Here is an 18795-nt window from a genome sequence, read left to right as displayed (position 1 = left end):
ATTTTAAATTACATCATCACCCCCACCAGAAGGCTGATCCTTATACATTGATTCTGTGTCTACCAAAGGATTAATCTGCTGTTGTACATCCTTATCGGCATTTTTAAAGTTCTGCTGACTGGCTTCTGCCTTTTGGCCATGATCTATGATTTCTATACAGGGCGTTCCGGCAACAGCACAGATTGCCTTACTGTCTTCCAGAATAATGTATCCACCATTGCTAAGTTGTACCTTATCATAAAATTTTTGCCATTCGGTGACCATGATTTTGCATGGTGGTGGCGGACCTCCATTTTTTGTACAGTTTCCGAATGTGTTTTTTTCAAATGTTGCTCCTCCAATTTCCTTTGTGGTAACAATCAGTTTTTTGGATGCACTTTTATCATTAGCATATTCTTTCTGATGTGAAAGCACCTTGAGCTTGTCCGGAGCCTGTCCGAACTGGCACTTGCACATTGCTCCCTGTACTACAATATGTTTTTCTGCCATAACTATTGCTCTTTATTGGATACTACAAGTCTTGTGAGGTACTGGTTTCCAAATTCAAGGCGAACAAAATTAGTGTTCATCTTGAAAGTGACTACCGTTAATGCTTTTGAAGAGTTTTCATCGGTGTCTACCGTTGTCTGGTAAAGCTGTGCATTATATCTTGCAAATTTTGTTTGACATTCTGTAGGTGAACTTTCATTGAAAATTAACCCATAAGGCAGCCCTGATACTTTTTTATCTCCATAATACTGTAAAGCATAGTATTCTTCTCCATCATTCATTTTGGTGTAGATCATATTGAAAACTTCTTCAATATCCCAGCTGGAATATTTTCCACCTTTACAGTTTTCACATTCAAGTTCGCTTGGTTGTATCTGTAGGAGTTTTGTAAAGGTATCAGCAGTAGCCGGCAGGGAAATAAATTGTTTTTTACCAAATAATCCTTGCAGCTTTTTGGAGGTTGTTTTTTCTATAGCTCTTCTGTTTTCAATCTCTGCCATTTGGGCTTCTGCCTGTACTTCCGCTTCTTCCATCTGATCAGATGTAGGGGCAGCAGCATCTGCTACAGCTTGAGCAGATGAAGTTTTGGATCCTTTATGATTCAATAGAAATTCTTTGATTTCTTTTTCCAGCTTGCCTGTTGATTTGGTTTGTTTCACATCAACCTCTTTCTTTGACCAGCTATCAGGGGTAATATGTTCAAGAGAAATACTAACCTTTGTACTTTTTTTGGAAATTTTAGCAAGGCTCACATTCCAACTTGCTTGTTGAATAAACTGCTTAGTTTTTGCTCCTTTGTTTAATGCAAGTTCCAGATAAGGATTTTTGTAGCCTGTATCATATTTTAGGTTATGGAGGTCAATAGTTGTTGAAAAACCGCCATCAGAAGCCGTCGCAATAGCCGCCATTCCATCATTTTTGGTAAAATCATTTTCGAAATTAAAAATGATATTTTCCAGGACTTCTATATTCTTCGGTACGGTAAATTCTACTTTTTGTCCGAAAGACATGCTGAAATATATGATAAAGATCAGCGTAAGTATTTTATGATTTAATTTAAGATTCATTTTGTTCGTTTTTTTTTATTTATTTATTCTGCTATCGCAGTAATTACTACCGATATTTTCTTTTCTTCTTCTAACATAATACTGCATTCCAGATACAGCGTTTCAGGGAGGGATGTTTCCCCGTTCAGATAATATTGTATCCTGAATTCTCCTTCATTATTCATCATTGGATCATCTGAAATAATCATTGAAAAAGGATAGTTATTGATAAAATCAGATGTGGTTCTTTCATCATTCAATTTTCCTTCTCCTGCTATATTGACCAGATCGTATTCATCTTTTAATGGATCTACTTCAATCTGGATTTTATACTCAGGTTCTATAGGGTTATTAACAACCGGAAAGCTTTCTTTACCCTCTATCTGGTAATTTTGTCCAAAGCTTTGATACATTCCGAAGAATAAGGTTCTGATGAAATAATCATTTTTCAGATAAAGCTTCAGGGTCTCTGGTTCCTCTATTATTTTTTCAATCTTATCACAATACTGGTCTACTACAACCCCCTCAAACTCTTTATAAACCTCATCTTTAACTATGGGCCATCTTTCTTTAAATACTGAAAGGTTCTCAATGTTGTTAAATTTTCCGTGCTTATCTACACTCACCTGCAAAGGGTATAAAACCTTGGAAGTTTTATACGCCAGCGTATCTGCTATTTCATTAACTTCTTCCTCATTCAGATACAGATTGGAAGTTCTGTCAATATCAAAATAATGCAGGTTATTTTCGTATTTCAGCCAGCGTACAGATGTTTCATATTTCAGTTCATTTTTATGATCTCCTGTTTCAATATTGATGACCACTCCATATTTCTCCAATGAATGCTCTGGTTGAAAAACAATACTGTTTCCTCTTCCAAATTTCACTTTCTTATTTTCATCTGCAACAGCTACTCTTGGAATAAAAAGCTCTTTCTGCACGGTAAGTCCTATGAGGATCATATCTTTTACCTGACAGTGGTTGTTATGAAATAACTTCAAGGCGTCTGTATCCAAACCATAAAGTGTGGCAATACTTTTTAAGGTTTCATTTTTTTGAATGGTGTGGGTATTAAACTTCTGCATATGATGATCCTACTTCAAAATTCTTTCTATAATTCGATTTCAATTTTAATGAATAACTCTTACTCTGTTTGGTCTTGGATCCATTCCGATTCCCTCTCTTCTTGCAGACCAATGAAGATATTTCTTTCGAAGTTCTCCCAGATCTTTTTGCTCCTGAACCTCTTTCTGATAGTCAGCATATCGTTGTTGCGGAATGGTTGCTCCTCCATACGTTTTTTTAAGATCATCGGTAGTCTTAAAGACATAAGGTCTGCCGTCTCCCATTACATAAGGCTCCAAACGACTTTTCACCCTTATCAGCAATGCATCCGAAGCAATGGAATAGGTTTCATTGATCATTTTTTTATCTTTAATCGGAAGGTCCTTCTGAATGCCATAATCTGCCATAAAGTGTAACGGAATGTAGCTAAATGTCTTTACCAGATCACGTTGACTTCTTAAAGACCAATAAAATCCTGAAGTAATGGTGAGTTGTTTATCTTCAAACCAGCCCTCTGCAACAAGCTCTTTTTTCAGAGCTTCCAGCTTAGAGGTACTGATGCCCCATGCTGTTTCAATTTCTTCCCATACTTCCTCTCCGTCTTCATAGGCGCCTCCTACATCACAGTGTACTCCGGGAAAGGTTTTTTCTATTCCTGTATGCACCCTGGTAAGGTCAAAGTTCTCTCTATGTTCATTTTCTGCAATGAAATGAATCACCGTTTGGGCCTTCCCAATATCATTAAGGCTCAGTTCTTCTACATCATTGCTGAAATTGGGTACTGGTGACAAATATTTTGAATAAGAGGAAACAGTATCATAGATCCCCAGGAACCTGACTTTTAAAACATCAATGGTAATTCCCGCTTCTTGTAGCTTCAAGCCTAAATGTCCCCACTTAGGAAGTTCTTCTGAGGTAGTATCTTTTCCATCATCATCGGAATAGAATGTTGTTGTCACCCCATCATTGGAAACGGTATGTGAAGAGGCTTTATATTTTGCTTTTCCTATTTCATGTACAAAATTTCGGGCTGCAGCAGCTCCACGGCTAAAACCAAATACATCAAAGGTAAGTACGGCAATTTTATCGGCTTTCTTTGAGCTTTTGATGGTTTTCACCTTTTTCACAATCTCCTCGCAGCCTTTTCTTACTTTGGATCTGATCCCTGTGGCCCCTGTACCAAAGGCATATCCAAGGGTTTCATCTCCTTTGGCATCTTCTGTTCCGATACCCTCTATATAAATACCATAGTCTTTATCATAGTTATCCCACATTCGGGCTACATTGCTCCAATCGTTATTATAGCTATTATTATCACCAGGTACACCTCCATGTTTTTTATAGTCCGGAGTTTTCTTTACTCTTTCTATGGTATTGGTTTTATTATTCAGAGTTCCGTCAAAAAATATCCCAATGGTAATATCCAATACTTCCTCTCTGGATATGGATGGTGTATATCCTCCAAATTGATTATTGTGCATAGTTCTCGTTTTTAAATAGGTTCACAGGAAGTCTTATTCTATTTTTCTGGATAACCTGATCTTTGCCTGGGTAATGAAAACTTCTCCCTGCTCAGTAATTAATGACAGAAACGCCTTTGTATTGTCATCATTTACTTTAATGGTAAAATTGATCTCTTCATCCTTGTCTATCTTTTGAAATAGCTCAAAAATCTCCTTTTCATCAAAGGAATCTATCCATACACCATATCTATTTTTATCTTTATCTCTCCAATAGAAGCCACAGAATTTCGGAATGGCTCTTTCTTTATAGGGATCATCCTTTAGATTTTTTGCAAAAAGATTTTCCTGTTCACCATTATAATTGGTAAATCCAAAGTCCAGCCATACGCCTCCCTCAGGAAGAATGACTACCGGTTTCCAATGGTATCTCTGTCTGTACACCTCATAAATATTTTCAGCCGGATATCCTTCCCTTTTAATTTTTTCCAAAACTTCAGGTTTGAATGTCTTGTAGGACGGATCATTCAGCATTCTGTCTGCAAAGCCCTCATTAAACATATATTGGGCATTCTTATATGCTTTTTCTTTAGTAATAATGGTATCATGGGCCTGAAAAGCACCTATTTCTTTTTGGTTTCCCGGACCTTTTACCCATAAAACTACTTTTCCCTTAGGCGCCAATCCTACAATAAATGTACTATAGGTTGTTCTTTTATGTGTATCCTGATCTACAAAACCTTCTTCAAAAAGTGTTTTAATTTTATCTTTATTCAGGTCCCATTTTCCAGTATAGAACTTTTTTTCAACCAAGGAATACCATGTAAATTCCAGTTGGTGCGGAAGATTCATTTTTTCGGTCTCTACACTCATCGTTCCGCCTTCATTTCCCCAGCCTGTATTTTGTGTTCCCCAGATCGCATCAAAGCCGTAGGTAAAATCATCTGCAACAATAGCTCCTTTATAAACTTCCATTGGATATTCCTGCGGTGCAGAAACAGTCCCCAACCATTGGTATTTTTCTTCCATTTTTTTATTCTGACAATTTATTGTTGAAAAACAACATACTACACAAAGAATAAGAGTCTTTATTTTATTGGTGACCATGGGACATAATCTTCTTGTTACTGGCTAAAACAAGGTTTTGCTTCTGGGCCTCTACATTAATCTTTTGAGCTCTCTTCTCTGCCTTTTTTCCTACGTTCAGCTGATAAGTGTCTTTCACTGTTATCAGTATATTCTTTGCAGTCTTGATAATCGCCATATTAGAATAGTTTTGATTTTTCAGCACTGTTGAATTCCACTATTTTTCCACTTTGCATGGTCATATTTTCCACTTCGCTAAACATGGAAATTTCTCCTGCTATTTCATTGGAAGTCTCGGAGTGTCTTTTAAACTCCTTATCTACCAATTCTGTTCTGTTATCCGAGGATTCTCTGATATCTCCGGAAGCAGTCTGCATAATATCTTTTCCTGCTGTAGAACTTATATCTTCATTCGCTGTGCTGGTAATGCTTGCTCCTGCATCTATGGAAATTTCTTTTCCTGCAGTAATATTGATGTTTTCACCTGCATTTAAAGTAAAGTTTTTAGGAGCTTTCATATTGATATTCCCTTTACCATCCATAAAGTAGCTGTTTCCACTTGGGTCCAGAATGGTTACACTTCCCTCATCATCATTCAATAGGATTTTGATCCCACTTCTGGTCTGTATGGATTTCAAGTGATTATTGATTCCTCCACCCAGCGCCACTCCACCATGGAACATACCCCCCATTACGAAAGGCCTGTCTGGATGACTGTGAACAAAATTAATCATTACCTGATCTCCTACTTCAGGGATTGCCACATACCCTCTGTTTTGAGATACCTGATCTGTTCCTCCGGCATCCGGACTCATCATACGAATAAAATGAGTGGTATCATTGGTTTGCCAGTCGAATCTCACCTGTACTCTTCCTTGCCCTTCCGGATCTGTATTGGAAATTACTGTAGCAATCTGTGGTTCTGCCTTTGGAATATTGTACTGCGGTCTTGGAAGAAATCCTGTATCTGCTGCGATTCCTACAAAGCTTCCTTTATAATGACCAATGGTATCAATTTCATGTTCAGCTTCTGTAATCATAATTCTCGTAAAGTAAGACGTCTCGTTAGAATCTGGCTTACGCATCTGTACATCCGCTACGCACCCCGGATGCAGAAAAGGAACGGTTGTATTTCCTGAAATGGTAAAAACATTCACCGCCTCACTTCCGGAAGCACTTTTCTGAGAATATTCTACGTCAAGATGTGTAGTTGCCTTAATGGGAGCCATCTGCAATGCTGGTGTTTTATAAATAGAATCATTGTGGCTGTATGCTGTTTTGGCAAGGTCCCCTACATGTTTAATCGGAGTAGATCCCGAAGTCAGTCTTTCGTGCTTATTACTATTGTAGCCATAAAATTGTGGTTTGGTATGAACTGCTTTTAATTCAACCTTAATATCATGTGCGCTGCTTCCATAGGTTAAAACGATCGGTTTATTCTGAGGTGGAAGTTTTCCGAAATGCAGTACTTCACCATCGTAAAAGAATTGTTCTCCATAGGCTTCGGCCATTCTTGCCAGATAGTTATAATGGGTTTCATCATATTGGCTGCTGTAAATAATCTGAGAGAAGTTATTGGCATCTACTCTGATATCAAAGCGGCTTTTATCAATTCCCTGTTTGATTATTTCTTCTGCAATGATTCCGATATTAACCGGCTGAGTACCTCCAAAACTTTGAATATGGGGAGCACCGTCAAGTAAAATTGTTGGACTGCTACCAGTCAGTACTATATTTCCAAGGCTCATTCTCTCCTGGCTGAAACCTACTCCTGTGATCACGCCTACAAAGGTTCTTTCAGGACTGTTATCAATATCTTTATATGAAATGATTGCTGTAAGACGTTTTCCCAAAAATTTATTGGCATCTTCCAGAGAATGGGTTTGTCTTTCGCCCAAGGTATCATGGGCCAGAGTAAGGATAAATTCGTGATGATATCCTGTACTTTGTTTAAGCTTAAAGTGTTTATAGTATTTGATAATCTTCCCTTCTATAACGAGGGAAAGCTTTACCAAACGGTTGATACCTGTATGATGATTTTCTGATACACCATCTGCATTCTGCGTAGGACGAAAGGATGCGGCATTTGATTTTCCAGGTGTGTTTGACATATTAGGTTGTGATTTGTTTAAATTTTTGAAAATTATTCAATAAAACGGGAATTTAAAAAATTAAATAAAATCCCCTAGAATAAGGCTCTACAATAGGTAAAAAAAGACCGTCTTATAGGGACAGCCTTTTTATTTCTTTGTCATGAAGACTTAGCTCATTGGCCAAAGTCCTTCATAAGCTGAGTTTCCGTAGCTAATACTTTCAGCGCTCACTACAAAGCTAATCAGCATATTGTTGCTGTCTATTGCATCAAAATCTACTTCATGTTGGATTACATATCCATTTTCCCATTTTAAAGAGATTAAAGTTCCTTCCTCATGGGATTTGTTAAAGTTAATTTCTCCAGATGTAGGTTTATATTTGCTATTGAGTAGACTTTCTAAAACATCAGACTTTTCAGTTGCCTCAATGGTTACTTTGATAAGTGCATTTGACGGATCTGATGCTACACGTCCTGAAATATCTGTAGCTCTTGATACGCTGTAATTAAGTTTTAATAACTTCTGACCTTCTCCTCCATTGAATTTTAAGATTCCTCTTGAATTTCCTGCCATATTCTTAAATTTAAATCATTAATGATAGCCCTGTATAATAGTATCTATATAACAAAGATAGACTTCATGTTCTAATTTAAAAAGTTTTAAGGCAACAGTTTCATAAATTGTAGTAGTTCTACGATTCACTATTCAACAGGATTGAATAAAAACCAATAAAACAATCTTAATTTTTAACACTATTAAAGAAATAATCAAAAATGTTTATAAATATAAGAAACGATTGCAATAATAAGGTTAATAACAATCAGGCCCAGCAGTACATTCGTATACTTCCTTTTCTTATCTATAAAACTAAGACCCAACGTTAAAAAAAACAACAATAAGGTATACACCGCCGGATACATATGAAAAGCCTCAGAAAACTTTCCTTCAAAGACCAATACAATTGCTCTTTGAGCACCACACCCAAGGCATTCTACCCCCAGAAACTTTTTACTGGGACAGGTCAGCATGAAGTCTTCAATATCCATTTGTAAGATTTGTTATAAAGAGATTTTAGCCCTTGTATATTGCAGTGGGAAAAAGCAGTCTTCTTTCATTTCAAAGGCTCCCTGAATCGCCAGATATGGATTCCTAAGAATTTCTCTCGCCACAAAAATAAGGTCTGCCTCATTATTCTGAAGAATTTCTTCAGCTTGTCCTACATTCGTAATTAAGCCTACAGCACCTGTTTTCACTATAGCTTTATTCCTTATTTGTGAAGAAAAAGGAACCTGATAGCCATTAAAAACCGAAATTTTAGCTCCGTGAATATTTCCACCGCTAGATACATCCACAAGATCTACGGAATGTTCTTTTAAAATTTTTGCTAATGCAATACTATCTTCAATATCCCAACCGTTTTCAGCATATTCTGTTCCGGAAATACGTACAAAAAGAGCCGTATTTTCATTCAATTCTTCATTTACAGCATCTACAATTTCAATCAAAAAACGAATTCTATTTTCAAAGCTTCCGCCATACTCATCCGTTCTGATATTAGAAAGAGGAGACAAAAACTGATGGATAAGATAGCCATGCGCTCCATGAATTTCAATCACATCAAAACCTGCTTCTACAGCTCGCTGGGCTGCCTTTTTAAAATACTGTACTTGTTCTTTTACCTCATCACTACTCAATACGTGAGGAATTCTTTCTGATGGATGATAAGGAATAGAACTTGGTGCAAGGGTTTCCCAGCCTTCTTCAAGAGAGATCTGCAGATTATTCCATGTTGAACCTTTTCTTCCTGCATGAGCCAGCTGAATTCCTATTTTACTTTCTGAGTTTTTGTGAACAAATTCTACAATTCTCTGTAATTTTTCTGCCTGCTCATCATTCCAGATTCCCATACAATGATTAGTGATCCGTCCTCTTGGTTCCACACCTGTAGCTTCTACGATCAGTAAACCTGTACCACCCTGTGACCGGCTTCCGTAGTGCACGAAATGAAAATCATTCGCCATACCGTTTTCACATGAATACATACACATTGGAGACATTACCCAGCGGTTTTTAAGCTCTACATTCCTGAATTGTATCGGGGTATATAACATTTTATTTGTTTTAAAATTTGAACTTTATCATTGGAAGAATAAATATTGCCCACCTCATTAAAAAGAAGTAATTTTACGCCCCTTTTTTAGTCTACAATATATGAAAAAAGACATACAGATCAGTTACGAATATTTTAAAAATAGAAGTGAACTGACCGATATAGAAATACAATTATTCGAAAGAGCCAAGGCGGCCCGCGAAAACGCTTATGCACCCTACTCACAGTTTTTTGTAGGATGCTCTGTGTTATTGGAAAACGGAGAAATATACTCCGGAAACAATCAGGAGAATGCAGCCTTCCCATCCGGACTTTGTGCTGAGAGAACCACGTTGTTTTGGGTAGCAGCTAACTTTCCAAATGTTAAGGTGAAAAAAATATTTGTGGTTGGCGGACCCAAGGAATTTCATGAGAAAAATCCACCAATCCCGCCTTGTGGAGCATGCCGTCAGAGTTTAATAGAGTACGAAACCAAACAAAACGAAAACATCGATCTTTATTTTTCAAGTATGAATGAGGAAGTTGTGAAAGTGCATGCAGTTAAGGACTTATTACCTTTTTATTTTGATTCTACATTTTTGTAAGAGCGAAAAAGTAAAACTATAAAAAGGCTATTGGCAGCCAAAAAAATTTAATATTCAGTCTTTGCTGTGATATGAATTGATTTACATCATTTTTGTAAATCATAGCAGATTTTTGATCAAAAACCAACAAATATTTTGTTGGTTTTTTTATTTTGGGTGATCTCTAAAAAGAAATTTTATCAGGTTGGAAAATGATAAGACGCTAAGGTTTTGATAAAATAGGACGATATAAGGCGCAAGGATTTTATAATCATAGATTTTAAATATTTAAATAAAAAAAAAGAGACTGTTCTATTTCTAAAACAATCTCTTTATTTTTTTACATTACAGATTAATCTTCTGTTTCTTCTTCCTCTTCATCATCCTCGTACTGCTCCAAATAATAGCTGAAAGTAAAATCTTCAACTTCTTCCTCTGCATCTTCCAGTGTAGTCAGAAGATCTTCAAAAATTTCCAGCTGATCTACTGTCATATTTACGAATTCAAGATGAAGCGGCATCTCTAATTCTCCGGTAATGATATCAAAAAGTGCATCGAGATTATCCCCAAAATATTCAGGAAGCTGAACCTTTTCCTTTAGCTGGGTATAAAAATCTTCATAATCACCTATGTCTGTAAAATCTATATATACTGTCTTCATATTGAACTAAATTTCCAATTTTTATTAATTAAAAAAGTCTTGCATTTTTTGCAGAAATCCGTTTCCTCATTGGTTGGATTTTTGCCTTCTGCATCTCTCATAAAACACATTTTCTCCGGACAATGTGGCAGCCCTTGGGTATGTCCCAATTCATGAATGGCAATCTTATAAAACTGATCATCTGTATTTTCCTTGCTCAGCCTGAACATTGATGCTACACAGGCTTTTCCGGGTCTATACCCCAAACCCATAATTCCAAAGTCTTTTATTTTTCCTTTGGTTGCACTAATATCCTTTGAAGTCAACCCTATGGTCACAAATCCATCCTTTGTTTTACCACTTAAAAACTTAATGATAGAATCTGCTCTGTAACGGTTTCTCTCTTTGTAATAAGTATTTTCCGGAAAGGCTATTGCTTCAAGAACCTCGACATTAGGATATACTTTTTTAATCCCTGCTACTACTTTTTCCAAGTTTTCAGGTTTAATATCCTGAAACGGCTGTATGAGTAAGGTTACTGCTTTCTCTTGTTCTTTCTTCTTTACAGACCTTTCCTTTTCTGAACAAGAGAACATCAGAAGCAATAAAAAAAATAAGCAAACAAGGTTATTATTTTTCAAAATTAATATTTATAACTATTTAAATGCAAATTATACATCAAGTCATTGCGAGGAGCAATGACTATTTACTACGTACAATTATTGTTTTTCAAAGCTTTTATAATGATTCTTGGTAAGATAAACATCTCCATTTTGAGTGTAAATAATTCGGTCTGCATTTCTTCCACCGCAGTGGTAGTTTACATCTGCTTCAAAATATTTTTCTCCATCCGGCAATCTTCTTTCTCTATTACCAAATTTATCTCCACCAATTGCTTTCCCCGGAAGCACTTCACAAAGATTTCCTTTTGATGGATTCCAGCCCTGATTTCTGGCTTCATTTTTTGTAATGTAATAATCCGGAAGTCTATGATTTTGCTTTACATAGCTTATCACTGTCTTTTCTTCAGTCAGTTTGTCAATAGAAACCTGTGCTAATGGGTTTCCAGCATTATACTGATCTTCTGTAGCAGCGCTTCCATAGCTTACCGCTTCTGTTTTTGCAGCGTTTGAATGATCTTTTTTATCGGAGATAAAACGGTTGTAGATATACATCACAGACATCCCAAAGAGAAGTCCAAGACAGATAAAAAATACACCTCTTATTTTACTGTTCATTGTAACAATTTATTTTATGATTCTCTCCACTCTTCCGGAATGTCACAGATTGGAATAGGATCCATCTTATGTTTTGCAGCTTTATGCATTCGGTCAAAGATCAGGAATACTTCCTTATCTCTTCCTTCATAGTCTTCAGCCGTTTTGGTTCCGTATTCTTTCTGAATTTTCTCCAATTCTGGGTAGGTTGCTCCGATCTGCTGTTCGTCAGTTCTGTCTACATCCCAAAGTCCGTCTGTTGGAATAGCCTCCTGAATACTTTTAATTAAATTCAAGCCTTTGGCAAGTGCATACACCTCAGTTTTATATAAATCGGCAATTGGGGATACATCTACTCCTCCGTCACCATACTTTGTGTAAAATCCGATCCCGAAATCTTCAACTTTGTTTCCTGTTCCGCATACCAAAAGTCCGTTAAGCTGCCCGTAATAGTACAGGGTAAGCATTCTCAAGCGAGATCTTGTATTGGCAAAAGCCAGTTTTTCGTTGGGATACAGATCGTCTTTTACATCAAAGGTTTTATAAAGTTCTTCAAAAGCAGGAGTAAGATCTACAGACATGATCTCCACATTGGGAAATCTTGATTTTAGATCATTCATATGGTCCTTTGCCCGGTCTACCTGATCTGCTTTCTGGCGGATAGGCATTTCGATAAGCAATGTTTTCAGTCCTGTCATTGCTGCCAATGTAGAAACCACTCCGGAATCTACTCCTCCGGAAACTCCTAATACATATCCGTTTACTTTAGCTTTTGTTGCATAATCCTTTAACCAGCCTACAATATGGTCTATCACTTTTTGTGTCTGCATCGTTTATATTTTTTTAGTCTATTCCAAATTCTTTAGGGTATTTTACAACCCCATTTTTATTTTTAAGTCCGTCTTTTACCAGCTCAATAGCCATTCCATTTTCTTCTGGAATTTCAAACGGAAATGAAATCCCAAAATTACTCGTTTTTTCGTAACCAAACTTCGGATAATACGTTTCATGTCCAATTAAAATAACAGATTGATATCCTAGTTCTTGGGCAATATGATGTCCTTGAAGAATAAGTTTTCCTCCAATTCCCTGATTTTGAAACTCAGGTTTTACGGAGACTGGCGCCAAGGCAAGTGACTCAAAAGTTTCTGAATTATTCTCAATGCGAAGCTTTGTAAACAAAATATGTCCTGCAATGTCACCATTTTCATCTTCTGCCACCAGTGATAATTCCGGAATAAAAGCATCCGATTTTCTTAATTTCTCAACCAAAAATTGCTCTTGATGGTCACTATGCTCCATATCTCTGAAAGCCTCTTCTATCAATTGAAAAACTTTTTTATAGTCTTTTTCTTCTTCTTGTCTAATCTTTACCATTTTCTACATTATAATTTTCGCGTTTCAATTGATACCAAAAATATCTTACCCCATCATCTTCAAATTCGCCTGTATTTTCAAAACCCAGCTTTGTTAAAATATAGTTTGAACCTGCATTTCCTGAATCTGCATAAGCGTATATAGTCTCAGCTTTTAAATCATTAAAACCATATTCAAGAGTAGCTGTTGCAGCTTCCCAGGCATAGCCTTTCCCCCAAAATTCAGGAATGAAACGATAGCCAAGATCCAGTGTTTCAACATGGCCGTTGATGGGTTTCTTCAGTAATTTTAACCCGCACCATCCTATCATCAGTCCGCTTTCTTTTTCAACCACAGCCAGCCTCCCTACTCCATTTTCTTCATATTGTTTCTGAATCATTCTGATATCATTCTGTGATTGTTCCAATGATGTTACAGGAGTTTCAAGATACTTCATCACCTCAGGGTTAGAATGCATAAGGAACATTCTTTCAGCATCTCTGTCTTCAAGTTTTCTTAAAATCAATCTTTTTGTTTCTATTTTCATAGTATTAGTTTATTGTTCAGTTCCAAAAACAGTTACATCCGTTTTCAATCCCTTTTTAATATCTGTTTCTTTCATTTTATTTCCACCTACATTTAAGGTTTGCAAAAGCGGATTTCCCGAAATGTCAATTTTCTGGATCTTATTATGTTCTACATTTAGTTTTCTTAAATTTTTGAGTTGAGTGAGATCAACTGCTTTCAGTGTATTTAAAGATAATGTTAATTGATCGATTCTTGGAGTATCTTTCAGTGAAATACTTTCCAAAAGGTTGTTATCTACATACAATGAAGCCAGTTTTTTCAGATTTTCTGCCGTGAATGAATAGATTTTACAGCCTGTGCATGAAAAGAGTTCAAGCTTTTCCAGATTTTTCAGATGAATAACAGGAATTGTATTATCATCAAGCAAGATCATTTTTACATTTTTAAAAAAGGCCAGGTCCTCCGTAGATTTGATATCTTTCTGAACCAAAAATAAATTGGCAACCATTTCAGCCTCTGAGGCCTCTATTACTCCGTCTTTATTCAGGTCAAAATTTTCGATAACGGCTTTTTCCAGGTTTTTATCTTTAAATTCAAGCTTTTGTCCATTGAAAAAAGCAAGCCCTAAAATAAGACTAAGGGCTGTAAATATTTTAATTTTCATCATGAATTGTCTATTTAATCCTTATTTTTGTAAACTTAAATTCCATGTAAAAATAATGAAGATTTTTAGATATATTGCGCTTTCTTCTATTTTAGTTGCAGGACTGAGTTCTTGCAAAAAAGAAACCGAAAATCAATGGAAAATAGAGATTAAAGATACTGCTGGAAAGGTTGAAATGACTGACATTTCTAAGGAATTCTATAATCCTAATATTTCGTTGGAGCAGTTTAAATCCCAGTTTCCTTGGTTTCAGGGCAGTGTTTCTGATACAGATTTCGGAAAAAGAAGAACTGATGCAGAAGAAATAAAAATCTATAAGGAAGCTATTGGAAAAATAGATCAGGTTAAGCTTCAAAAAGAGCTTCAGGACTTGTTTTCCCATATAAAGCATTATTTCCCTCAGTTTAAGAGTCCAAAGGTATTTCTGTTTTCATCTGCATTACAAATGGTTCAGGATCCAATTTTTTATGATCAGAAAGGAAATCTTTTATTCATAGATATTACAGGATTTATGGGAGATGGTAACGCTCACTACAAAGGACTGGAACTTTATTTTCAAAAGTCGATGAACCCTCAGAATATTGTTCCCAAGGTTTCTCAGCTTTTTGCTGAAAATATTGTAACCGAATCTGCCGATCACCAGAAATTTATTGATCAGGTTATTCTTAACGGAAAGGTGATGATCTTACAGGATGCTTTTCTTCCCGACTTTCCTGATTATTTGAAAATAAATTACACCAAGAAGCAGTATGAATGGGCGACTTCCAATGAAGCCAATATCTGGAATTATTTTGTGGAGAGCAATTTGCTGTTTGGTGATGATCCAAGATTAGGTGAACGTTTTATTGCGCCGGGACCATTTTCAAAGTTTTATACTGAAATTGACAATGAGTCTTCACCACAAATTGGAATCTTTACAGGATGGCAGATCTGCAAGGCTTATCTTAAAGAAAAACCTGAAACTAAGCTGAAGGATTTCCTGAAAATGGATGCCACAACAATCTTTAATCAGTCCGGTTATAAACCGAAACTTAAATAATAGAAAATTTAGAATTTAGAAAAAATAGAGAAATGAGAAAAACTCAGATTACGATAGATGTAGAGCTGGATGAAAACCACATCCCTGAAAACATTACATGGAACGCTCAGGATGGAGGTATTGAAAAAGAAGAAACGAAAGCAACGATGATCTCTGTATGGGATGATAAAGCAATGGAAGCTTTAAGAATTGATCTTTGGACAAAAGAAATGCCAGTAGATCAAATGAAGATGTTTATCCACCAGATTTTAATGTCTTTAGGAAGTACGTATCAAAGAGCTACCGGTGAAGAAGATGTAGCACAATGGCTGGAAGGGATTGCAGAAGAGTTTGCAGTAAAATCAGCTATTAAGTAAAAGTAACCAATACATGTAACTGTTGCCCAATATAATAATGATAAAACATTAATACATTGGTACGCTGTTAGATTGATAAATTATAAAATATTATGAATTTTAATACAAAAGTAATTCACGGAGGGCAGCATCATGAGTCTGCAACGGGTTCTGTAAATGTTCCTGTATTTTTAACCTCTACGTTTGCACAGAAAAGCCCGGGAGTACATTCCGGATATGAATATTCAAGAGCTGCTAACCCTACAAGACAAGCGTTGGAAGACTCTTTGGCAAGTATTGAAAACGGAGCGAGAGGTTTAGCTTTCGGTTCGGGACTTGCAGCCATTGATTGTGTTTTAAAATTACTAAATCCAGGTGATGAAGTAATTGCTGTAGATGACCTTTACGGAGGAACTTACAGAATGTTTACCAGACTTTTTGAAAAATATCAGTTGAAGTTTACTTTCGTAAATTTTGATGATGTTTCTAAAATTGCTGATGTCATTACTGATAAAACTAAATTGATCTGGGTAGAAACTCCAACGAATCCTTTGATGAAATTGGTAGATATCAAAGCTGTGGTAGAGATTGCTAAAGGAAAAGATATTTTAGTAGCGGTAGATAATACTTTCGCTACCCCTTATATCCAAAGACCAATTGATCTGGGAGCTGATATTGTAATGCACTCAGCCACTAAATATTTAGGTGGACACTCTGACGTGATTGCGGGAGCCCTTATTGCTAAAGATGCTGAACTGGGAGACAAGCTTCACTTCATCCAATTTGCAAGTGGTGGTATTTTAGGACCTCACGATTCTTATCTTGTACTAAGAGGGATCAAAACATTGGCATTAAGAATGCAAAGACACTCGGACAATGGTCTTGCAGTAGCAAAATATCTTGAAAATCATCCGGCAGTTGATAAAGTAATTTATCCTGGATTGGAGTCTCACCCTCAATATGAATTGGCAAAATCCCAAATGAAGGAATTCGGAGGAATGGTTTCATTCACATTCAAATCCGGTAAGAAAGAAGATGCTGTTAAATTCTTAGAGAAAGTAAGAGTATTTACACTGGCAGAATCTCTAGGAGGTGTAGAATCTTTAGCTAACCACCCTGCTTTAATGACTCACGCTTCCATCCCTGCAGAAAAACGTGCTGAATTAGGAATCACTGATGATCTGGTTCGTTTAAGCGTTGGTATTGAAGATGCGGAAGATCTTATTGCAGATCTGGAAAAAGCTTTTTCTTAATACATCACAATAAACTAAAATGAGAAGGATTTAATATCTTTCTCATTTTTTATTACCACCACAAAATATCTATGAAAAATACAAGAAAAGCCATCATTTCAGATTTGCCTCAACTCGCTGAATTATTTGATCAGTACAGAATATTTTATCATAAGCAATCCGATGTTCCAGCGGCAGAAAATTTTCTTCAGGAAAGAATTGAAAACAAGGATTCTGAAATTTTTGTTGCAGAGGAAAATGGTATACTCACCGGTTTTGTACAATTATACCCAATATTTTCATCTACAAGAATGCAGCGCTATTGGCTGTTGAACGACTTGTATGTCAATGAAAATCATAGAGGAAAAGGATACTCCAAAGAACTTATTGAAAAAGCCAAGGAATTATGCAAAGCTTCCAATGCCTGCGGAATACTGCTTGAAACAGGAAAAAGCAATGACATAGGAAATCAATTGTATCCATCATCCGGTTTTGAACTGTATGACTCTGTAAATTTCTACGAGTGGAGCAATTCATAGGTTTTGTAAGATGTAAAAAATAAAATGTATTATATCTAACATTATCACCACTCTCACCTTAACTTATAATCCAAAATAATATGACAGATTTTCAAAAATACATCCAAAGATATTTAGACCTTATTCCATCCGGAGACTGGTCAGCTGAATTAATAAAATCAAAAGAGAAAACAGCAGGAATTTATTCTAATCTTACTGAAGAACAATCTAAATTTGCCTACGCTGAAGGTAAATGGACACTGAAAGAAGTCTTATTGCATCTATCAGATACTGAAAGAGTTTTTCAATACAGAATACTCGCCATTGCCAGAGGAGAAAAAAACAACCTCCCGGGATTTGATGAAAATGAATATGCTGAAAAATCCTACGCCAATGAAAGATCCCTTGAATCTTTATTGGAGGAATATAAATTGGTAAGAAAATCTTCAAAAATTCTATTGGAAACCATGAATCCTGCTGCTTTACAAAGTATTGGAACAGCCAATGGCCATGAAATTTCAGTAGAGACCATTGGAAAACTTATTATTGGCCATAATTATCACCATTTGAATATTATTGAAGAAAGATATTTATCTAAATTGGGATGGATGTAAAATATAAGGGTATATTAAAAAAGTTTCAATAGTTATTCCCATGAGATTATTAAAAGAATTAAAAATCACTGAAAGTATTCAATATAAAAAATTGGTTTTTGAAGAAAGTTGGAGTGATAAATTTGATACTTTAACCATCTATTTTGCTTATCTTACGTTAGCAGGGTTTGCTTTGTTTGGTTTTTCCCAAATAAAGCCATCTCTTAATAGCAGCTTTGAATATATTATCTTACTTATTCTATTAACTTCTAGCTTATATATAATATATTGCAAATTCACGGAAAAAAAATTAAAGGAAATTAAATTCACCATTTCTAAAGCTGAAGCTAAGAATAGAATTATTAAATATGCTCAAGGACATAATTATAGGATCTCTAAAGCGGCTGACAATCTAATATTCCTTAATGAAGCTACTGGTATTTACAGTCCAGGAAATTATGAACAAACTTATATTATATTTTTAAAAAGTAACGTCATTCTCTATACAGTAATTAAGGAAGGTTCTAAATCAAATTTCACAGTACTATTTTCTCAACATCTCATTAAAAGAGATTTCAAAAAAATGCTACAAAAAGAATATATTGAAACAACTAGACGTAAAAATTACTTTAGGTCATTTTTCCATGGTTTATAATTTTTATCACTTTTAGACTTTTGCTAAAGAGCTATCAAAATACACTTTCATTTATCCCTCAATTTTTTGTTCAAAATTCATATATTTTTTACCTTTATCAACTGTT

24 protein-coding genes are annotated in these 18795 nt (G+C 35.7%); 7 read left to right on the top strand and 17 right to left on the bottom strand.

Going from position 1 to position 18795, the window contains the following annotated elements; genetic code table 11:
• Positions 1-3: 3 nt before the first annotated feature.
• From SCA31_RS07925 to namA, 10 genes are all read right to left on the bottom strand, one after another.
• Positions 4-489 carry a DUF4280 domain-containing protein gene (locus tag SCA31_RS07925; RefSeq protein ID WP_410696420.1) on the bottom strand — a complete coding sequence of 162 codons (486 nt, stop codon included), beginning with the start codon at positions 487-489 and terminating at the stop codon, positions 4-6.
• Between the two features lie 2 nt (positions 490-491).
• Entirely contained in the window at positions 492-1556 is a 1065-nt protein-coding gene (locus SCA31_RS07920; RefSeq protein ID WP_410696419.1) for a hypothetical protein, read from the bottom strand.
• Positions 1557-1579: 23 nt separating this feature from the next.
• Positions 1580-2620 (bottom strand): hypothetical protein, encoded by a 1041-nt coding sequence (locus SCA31_RS07915; RefSeq protein WP_410696418.1) that lies wholly within the window; start codon positions 2618-2620, stop codon positions 1580-1582.
• 45 nt (positions 2621-2665) lie between these two features.
• Positions 2666-4081, bottom strand: coding sequence for a T6SS phospholipase effector Tle1-like catalytic domain-containing protein (locus SCA31_RS07910; RefSeq protein ID WP_410696417.1), 1416 nt, complete (start codon positions 4079-4081; stop codon positions 2666-2668).
• 33 nt (positions 4082-4114) lie between these two features.
• Positions 4115-5089, bottom strand: coding sequence for a DUF2931 family protein (locus SCA31_RS07905; protein ID WP_410696416.1), 975 nt, complete (start codon positions 5087-5089; stop codon positions 4115-4117).
• 64 nt (positions 5090-5153) lie between these two features.
• Positions 5154-5324, bottom strand: a complete 171-nt coding sequence (locus SCA31_RS07900; RefSeq protein WP_410696415.1) for a hypothetical protein — start codon at positions 5322-5324, stop codon at positions 5154-5156.
• A gap of 1 nt (position 5325) precedes the next feature.
• Positions 5326-7257 (bottom strand): type VI secretion system Vgr family protein, encoded by a 1932-nt coding sequence (locus SCA31_RS07895; protein ID WP_410696414.1) that lies wholly within the window; start codon positions 7255-7257, stop codon positions 5326-5328.
• Positions 7258-7407: 150 nt separating this feature from the next.
• Positions 7408-7812, bottom strand: a complete 405-nt coding sequence (gene tssD, locus SCA31_RS07890; protein WP_123942342.1) for a type VI secretion system tube protein TssD — start codon at positions 7810-7812, stop codon at positions 7408-7410.
• A gap of 194 nt (positions 7813-8006) precedes the next feature.
• Entirely contained in the window at positions 8007-8285 is a 279-nt protein-coding gene (locus tag SCA31_RS07885; RefSeq protein ID WP_410696413.1) for a DUF2752 domain-containing protein, read from the bottom strand.
• Positions 8286-8297: 12 nt separating this feature from the next.
• On the bottom strand, positions 8298-9350 hold the full coding sequence (namA, locus tag SCA31_RS07880; RefSeq protein WP_410696412.1) for an NADPH dehydrogenase NamA: 1053 nt from the start codon (positions 9348-9350) through the stop codon (positions 8298-8300).
• 100 nt (positions 9351-9450) lie between these two features.
• On the opposite strand from namA, the gene SCA31_RS07875 reads away from it, so the two are divergent.
• Complete coding sequence (locus tag SCA31_RS07875; RefSeq protein ID WP_410696411.1) at positions 9451-9933, top strand: cytidine deaminase; 483 nt, start codon at positions 9451-9453, stop codon at positions 9931-9933.
• 331 nt (positions 9934-10264) lie between these two features.
• Here the strand turns inward: SCA31_RS07875 and SCA31_RS07870 are convergent, their stop codons facing one another.
• From SCA31_RS07870 to SCA31_RS07840, 7 genes are all read right to left on the bottom strand, one after another.
• Positions 10265-10573 (bottom strand): barstar family protein, encoded by a 309-nt coding sequence (locus tag SCA31_RS07870; RefSeq protein WP_410696410.1) that lies wholly within the window; start codon positions 10571-10573, stop codon positions 10265-10267.
• Positions 10570-11193, bottom strand: coding sequence for a Zn-dependent protease (locus SCA31_RS07865; RefSeq protein ID WP_410696409.1), 624 nt, complete (start codon positions 11191-11193; stop codon positions 10570-10572). The genes SCA31_RS07870 and SCA31_RS07865 overlap by 4 nt, the downstream gene beginning before the upstream one ends.
• Positions 11194-11271: 78 nt before the next feature.
• Positions 11272-11790, bottom strand: coding sequence for a ribonuclease domain-containing protein (locus tag SCA31_RS07860; protein ID WP_410696408.1), 519 nt, complete (start codon positions 11788-11790; stop codon positions 11272-11274).
• 14 nt (positions 11791-11804) lie between these two features.
• Positions 11805-12599 (bottom strand): NAD(+) synthase, encoded by a 795-nt coding sequence (gene nadE, locus SCA31_RS07855; RefSeq protein WP_076352457.1) that lies wholly within the window; start codon positions 12597-12599, stop codon positions 11805-11807.
• Between the two features lie 13 nt (positions 12600-12612).
• Entirely contained in the window at positions 12613-13146 is a 534-nt protein-coding gene (locus SCA31_RS07850; RefSeq protein WP_410696407.1) for a GNAT family N-acetyltransferase, read from the bottom strand.
• The gene (locus SCA31_RS07845; RefSeq protein ID WP_410696406.1) at positions 13133-13672 is read right to left on the bottom strand and encodes a GNAT family N-acetyltransferase; all 540 of its coding nucleotides are present in this window, start codon (positions 13670-13672) and stop codon (positions 13133-13135) included. The genes SCA31_RS07850 and SCA31_RS07845 overlap by 14 nt, the downstream gene beginning before the upstream one ends.
• 9 nt (positions 13673-13681) lie before the next feature.
• Positions 13682-14320, bottom strand: coding sequence for a leucine-rich repeat domain-containing protein (locus SCA31_RS07840; protein WP_410696405.1), 639 nt, complete (start codon positions 14318-14320; stop codon positions 13682-13684).
• A gap of 52 nt (positions 14321-14372) precedes the next feature.
• Here SCA31_RS07840 and SCA31_RS07835 point away from each other — a divergent pair, with 52 nt between their 5' ends.
• The 6 genes from SCA31_RS07835 to SCA31_RS07810 all read left to right on the top strand — a co-directional run bounded on the left by SCA31_RS07835 (position 14373) and on the right by SCA31_RS07810 (position 18689).
• A complete protein-coding gene (locus tag SCA31_RS07835; RefSeq protein ID WP_410696404.1) occupies positions 14373-15356 on the top strand; it encodes a gliding motility protein GldB in 984 nt (327 codons plus the stop codon).
• 32 nt (positions 15357-15388) lie between these two features.
• The gene (gene gldC, locus SCA31_RS07830; RefSeq protein ID WP_410696403.1) at positions 15389-15712 is read left to right on the top strand and encodes a gliding motility protein GldC; all 324 of its coding nucleotides are present in this window, start codon (positions 15389-15391) and stop codon (positions 15710-15712) included.
• Between the two features lie 92 nt (positions 15713-15804).
• Complete coding sequence (locus tag SCA31_RS07825) at positions 15805-16944, top strand: cystathionine gamma-synthase (protein ID WP_410696402.1); 1140 nt, start codon at positions 15805-15807, stop codon at positions 16942-16944.
• A gap of 71 nt (positions 16945-17015) precedes the next feature.
• A complete protein-coding gene (locus SCA31_RS07820; RefSeq protein ID WP_106915010.1) occupies positions 17016-17462 on the top strand; it encodes a GNAT family N-acetyltransferase in 447 nt (148 codons plus the stop codon).
• An 80-nt stretch (positions 17463-17542) separates the two neighbouring features.
• A complete protein-coding gene (locus SCA31_RS07815) occupies positions 17543-18055 on the top strand; it encodes a DinB family protein (protein WP_410696401.1) in 513 nt (170 codons plus the stop codon).
• Positions 18056-18095: 40 nt separating this feature from the next.
• The gene (locus SCA31_RS07810; protein WP_410696400.1) at positions 18096-18689 is read left to right on the top strand and encodes a hypothetical protein; all 594 of its coding nucleotides are present in this window, start codon (positions 18096-18098) and stop codon (positions 18687-18689) included.
• The last annotated feature ends 106 nt before the right edge of the window (positions 18690-18795 follow it).

Source organism: Chryseobacterium sp. SIMBA_028 (genome assembly GCF_046535285.1).
Lineage (GTDB): Bacteria > Bacteroidota > Bacteroidia > Flavobacteriales > Weeksellaceae > Chryseobacterium.
The sequence above is the reverse complement of the archived record's forward strand: the minus strand, read 5'-3'. Positions and strand labels throughout refer to the sequence as shown.

What these genes read in the sequence shown, in the direction of transcription:
- SCA31_RS07925 (WP_410696420.1), bottom strand. Translation starts at nt 489, where the DNA reads ATGGCAGAAAAACATATTGTAGTACAGGGAGCAATGTGCAAGTGCCAG.
- SCA31_RS07920 (WP_410696419.1), bottom strand. Translation starts at nt 1,556, where the DNA reads ATGAATCTTAAATTAAATCATAAAATACTTACGCTGATCTTTATCATA.
- SCA31_RS07915 (WP_410696418.1), bottom strand. Translation starts at nt 2,620, where the DNA reads ATGCAGAAGTTTAATACCCACACCATTCAAAAAAATGAAACCTTAAAA.
- SCA31_RS07910 (WP_410696417.1), bottom strand. Translation starts at nt 4,081, where the DNA reads ATGCACAATAATCAATTTGGAGGATATACACCATCCATATCCAGAGAG.
- SCA31_RS07905 (WP_410696416.1), bottom strand. Translation starts at nt 5,089, where the DNA reads ATGGAAGAAAAATACCAATGGTTGGGGACTGTTTCTGCACCGCAGGAA.
- SCA31_RS07900 (WP_410696415.1), bottom strand. Translation starts at nt 5,324, where the DNA reads ATGGCGATTATCAAGACTGCAAAGAATATACTGATAACAGTGAAAGAC.
- SCA31_RS07895 (WP_410696414.1), bottom strand. Translation starts at nt 7,257, where the DNA reads ATGTCAAACACACCTGGAAAATCAAATGCCGCATCCTTTCGTCCTACG.
- tssD (WP_123942342.1), bottom strand. Translation starts at nt 7,812, where the DNA reads ATGGCAGGAAATTCAAGAGGAATCTTAAAATTCAATGGAGGAGAAGGT.
- SCA31_RS07885 (WP_410696413.1), bottom strand. Translation starts at nt 8,285, where the DNA reads ATGGATATTGAAGACTTCATGCTGACCTGTCCCAGTAAAAAGTTTCTG.
- namA (WP_410696412.1), bottom strand. Translation starts at nt 9,350, where the DNA reads ATGTTATATACCCCGATACAATTCAGGAATGTAGAGCTTAAAAACCGC.
- SCA31_RS07875 (WP_410696411.1), top strand. Translation starts at nt 9,451, where the DNA reads ATGAAAAAAGACATACAGATCAGTTACGAATATTTTAAAAATAGAAGT.
- SCA31_RS07870 (WP_410696410.1), bottom strand. Translation starts at nt 10,573, where the DNA reads ATGAAGACAGTATATATAGATTTTACAGACATAGGTGATTATGAAGAT.
- SCA31_RS07860 (WP_410696408.1), bottom strand. Translation starts at nt 11,790, where the DNA reads ATGAACAGTAAAATAAGAGGTGTATTTTTTATCTGTCTTGGACTTCTC.
- nadE (WP_076352457.1), bottom strand. Translation starts at nt 12,599, where the DNA reads ATGCAGACACAAAAAGTGATAGACCATATTGTAGGCTGGTTAAAGGAT.
- SCA31_RS07850 (WP_410696407.1), bottom strand. Translation starts at nt 13,146, where the DNA reads ATGGTAAAGATTAGACAAGAAGAAGAAAAAGACTATAAAAAAGTTTTT.
- SCA31_RS07845 (WP_410696406.1), bottom strand. Translation starts at nt 13,672, where the DNA reads ATGAAAATAGAAACAAAAAGATTGATTTTAAGAAAACTTGAAGACAGA.
- SCA31_RS07840 (WP_410696405.1), bottom strand. Translation starts at nt 14,320, where the DNA reads ATGATGAAAATTAAAATATTTACAGCCCTTAGTCTTATTTTAGGGCTT.
- SCA31_RS07835 (WP_410696404.1), top strand. Translation starts at nt 14,373, where the DNA reads ATGAAGATTTTTAGATATATTGCGCTTTCTTCTATTTTAGTTGCAGGA.
- gldC (WP_410696403.1), top strand. Translation starts at nt 15,389, where the DNA reads ATGAGAAAAACTCAGATTACGATAGATGTAGAGCTGGATGAAAACCAC.
- SCA31_RS07825 (WP_410696402.1), top strand. Translation starts at nt 15,805, where the DNA reads ATGAATTTTAATACAAAAGTAATTCACGGAGGGCAGCATCATGAGTCT.
- SCA31_RS07820 (WP_106915010.1), top strand. Translation starts at nt 17,016, where the DNA reads ATGAAAAATACAAGAAAAGCCATCATTTCAGATTTGCCTCAACTCGCT.
- SCA31_RS07815 (WP_410696401.1), top strand. Translation starts at nt 17,543, where the DNA reads ATGACAGATTTTCAAAAATACATCCAAAGATATTTAGACCTTATTCCA.
- SCA31_RS07810 (WP_410696400.1), top strand. Translation starts at nt 18,096, where the DNA reads ATGAGATTATTAAAAGAATTAAAAATCACTGAAAGTATTCAATATAAA.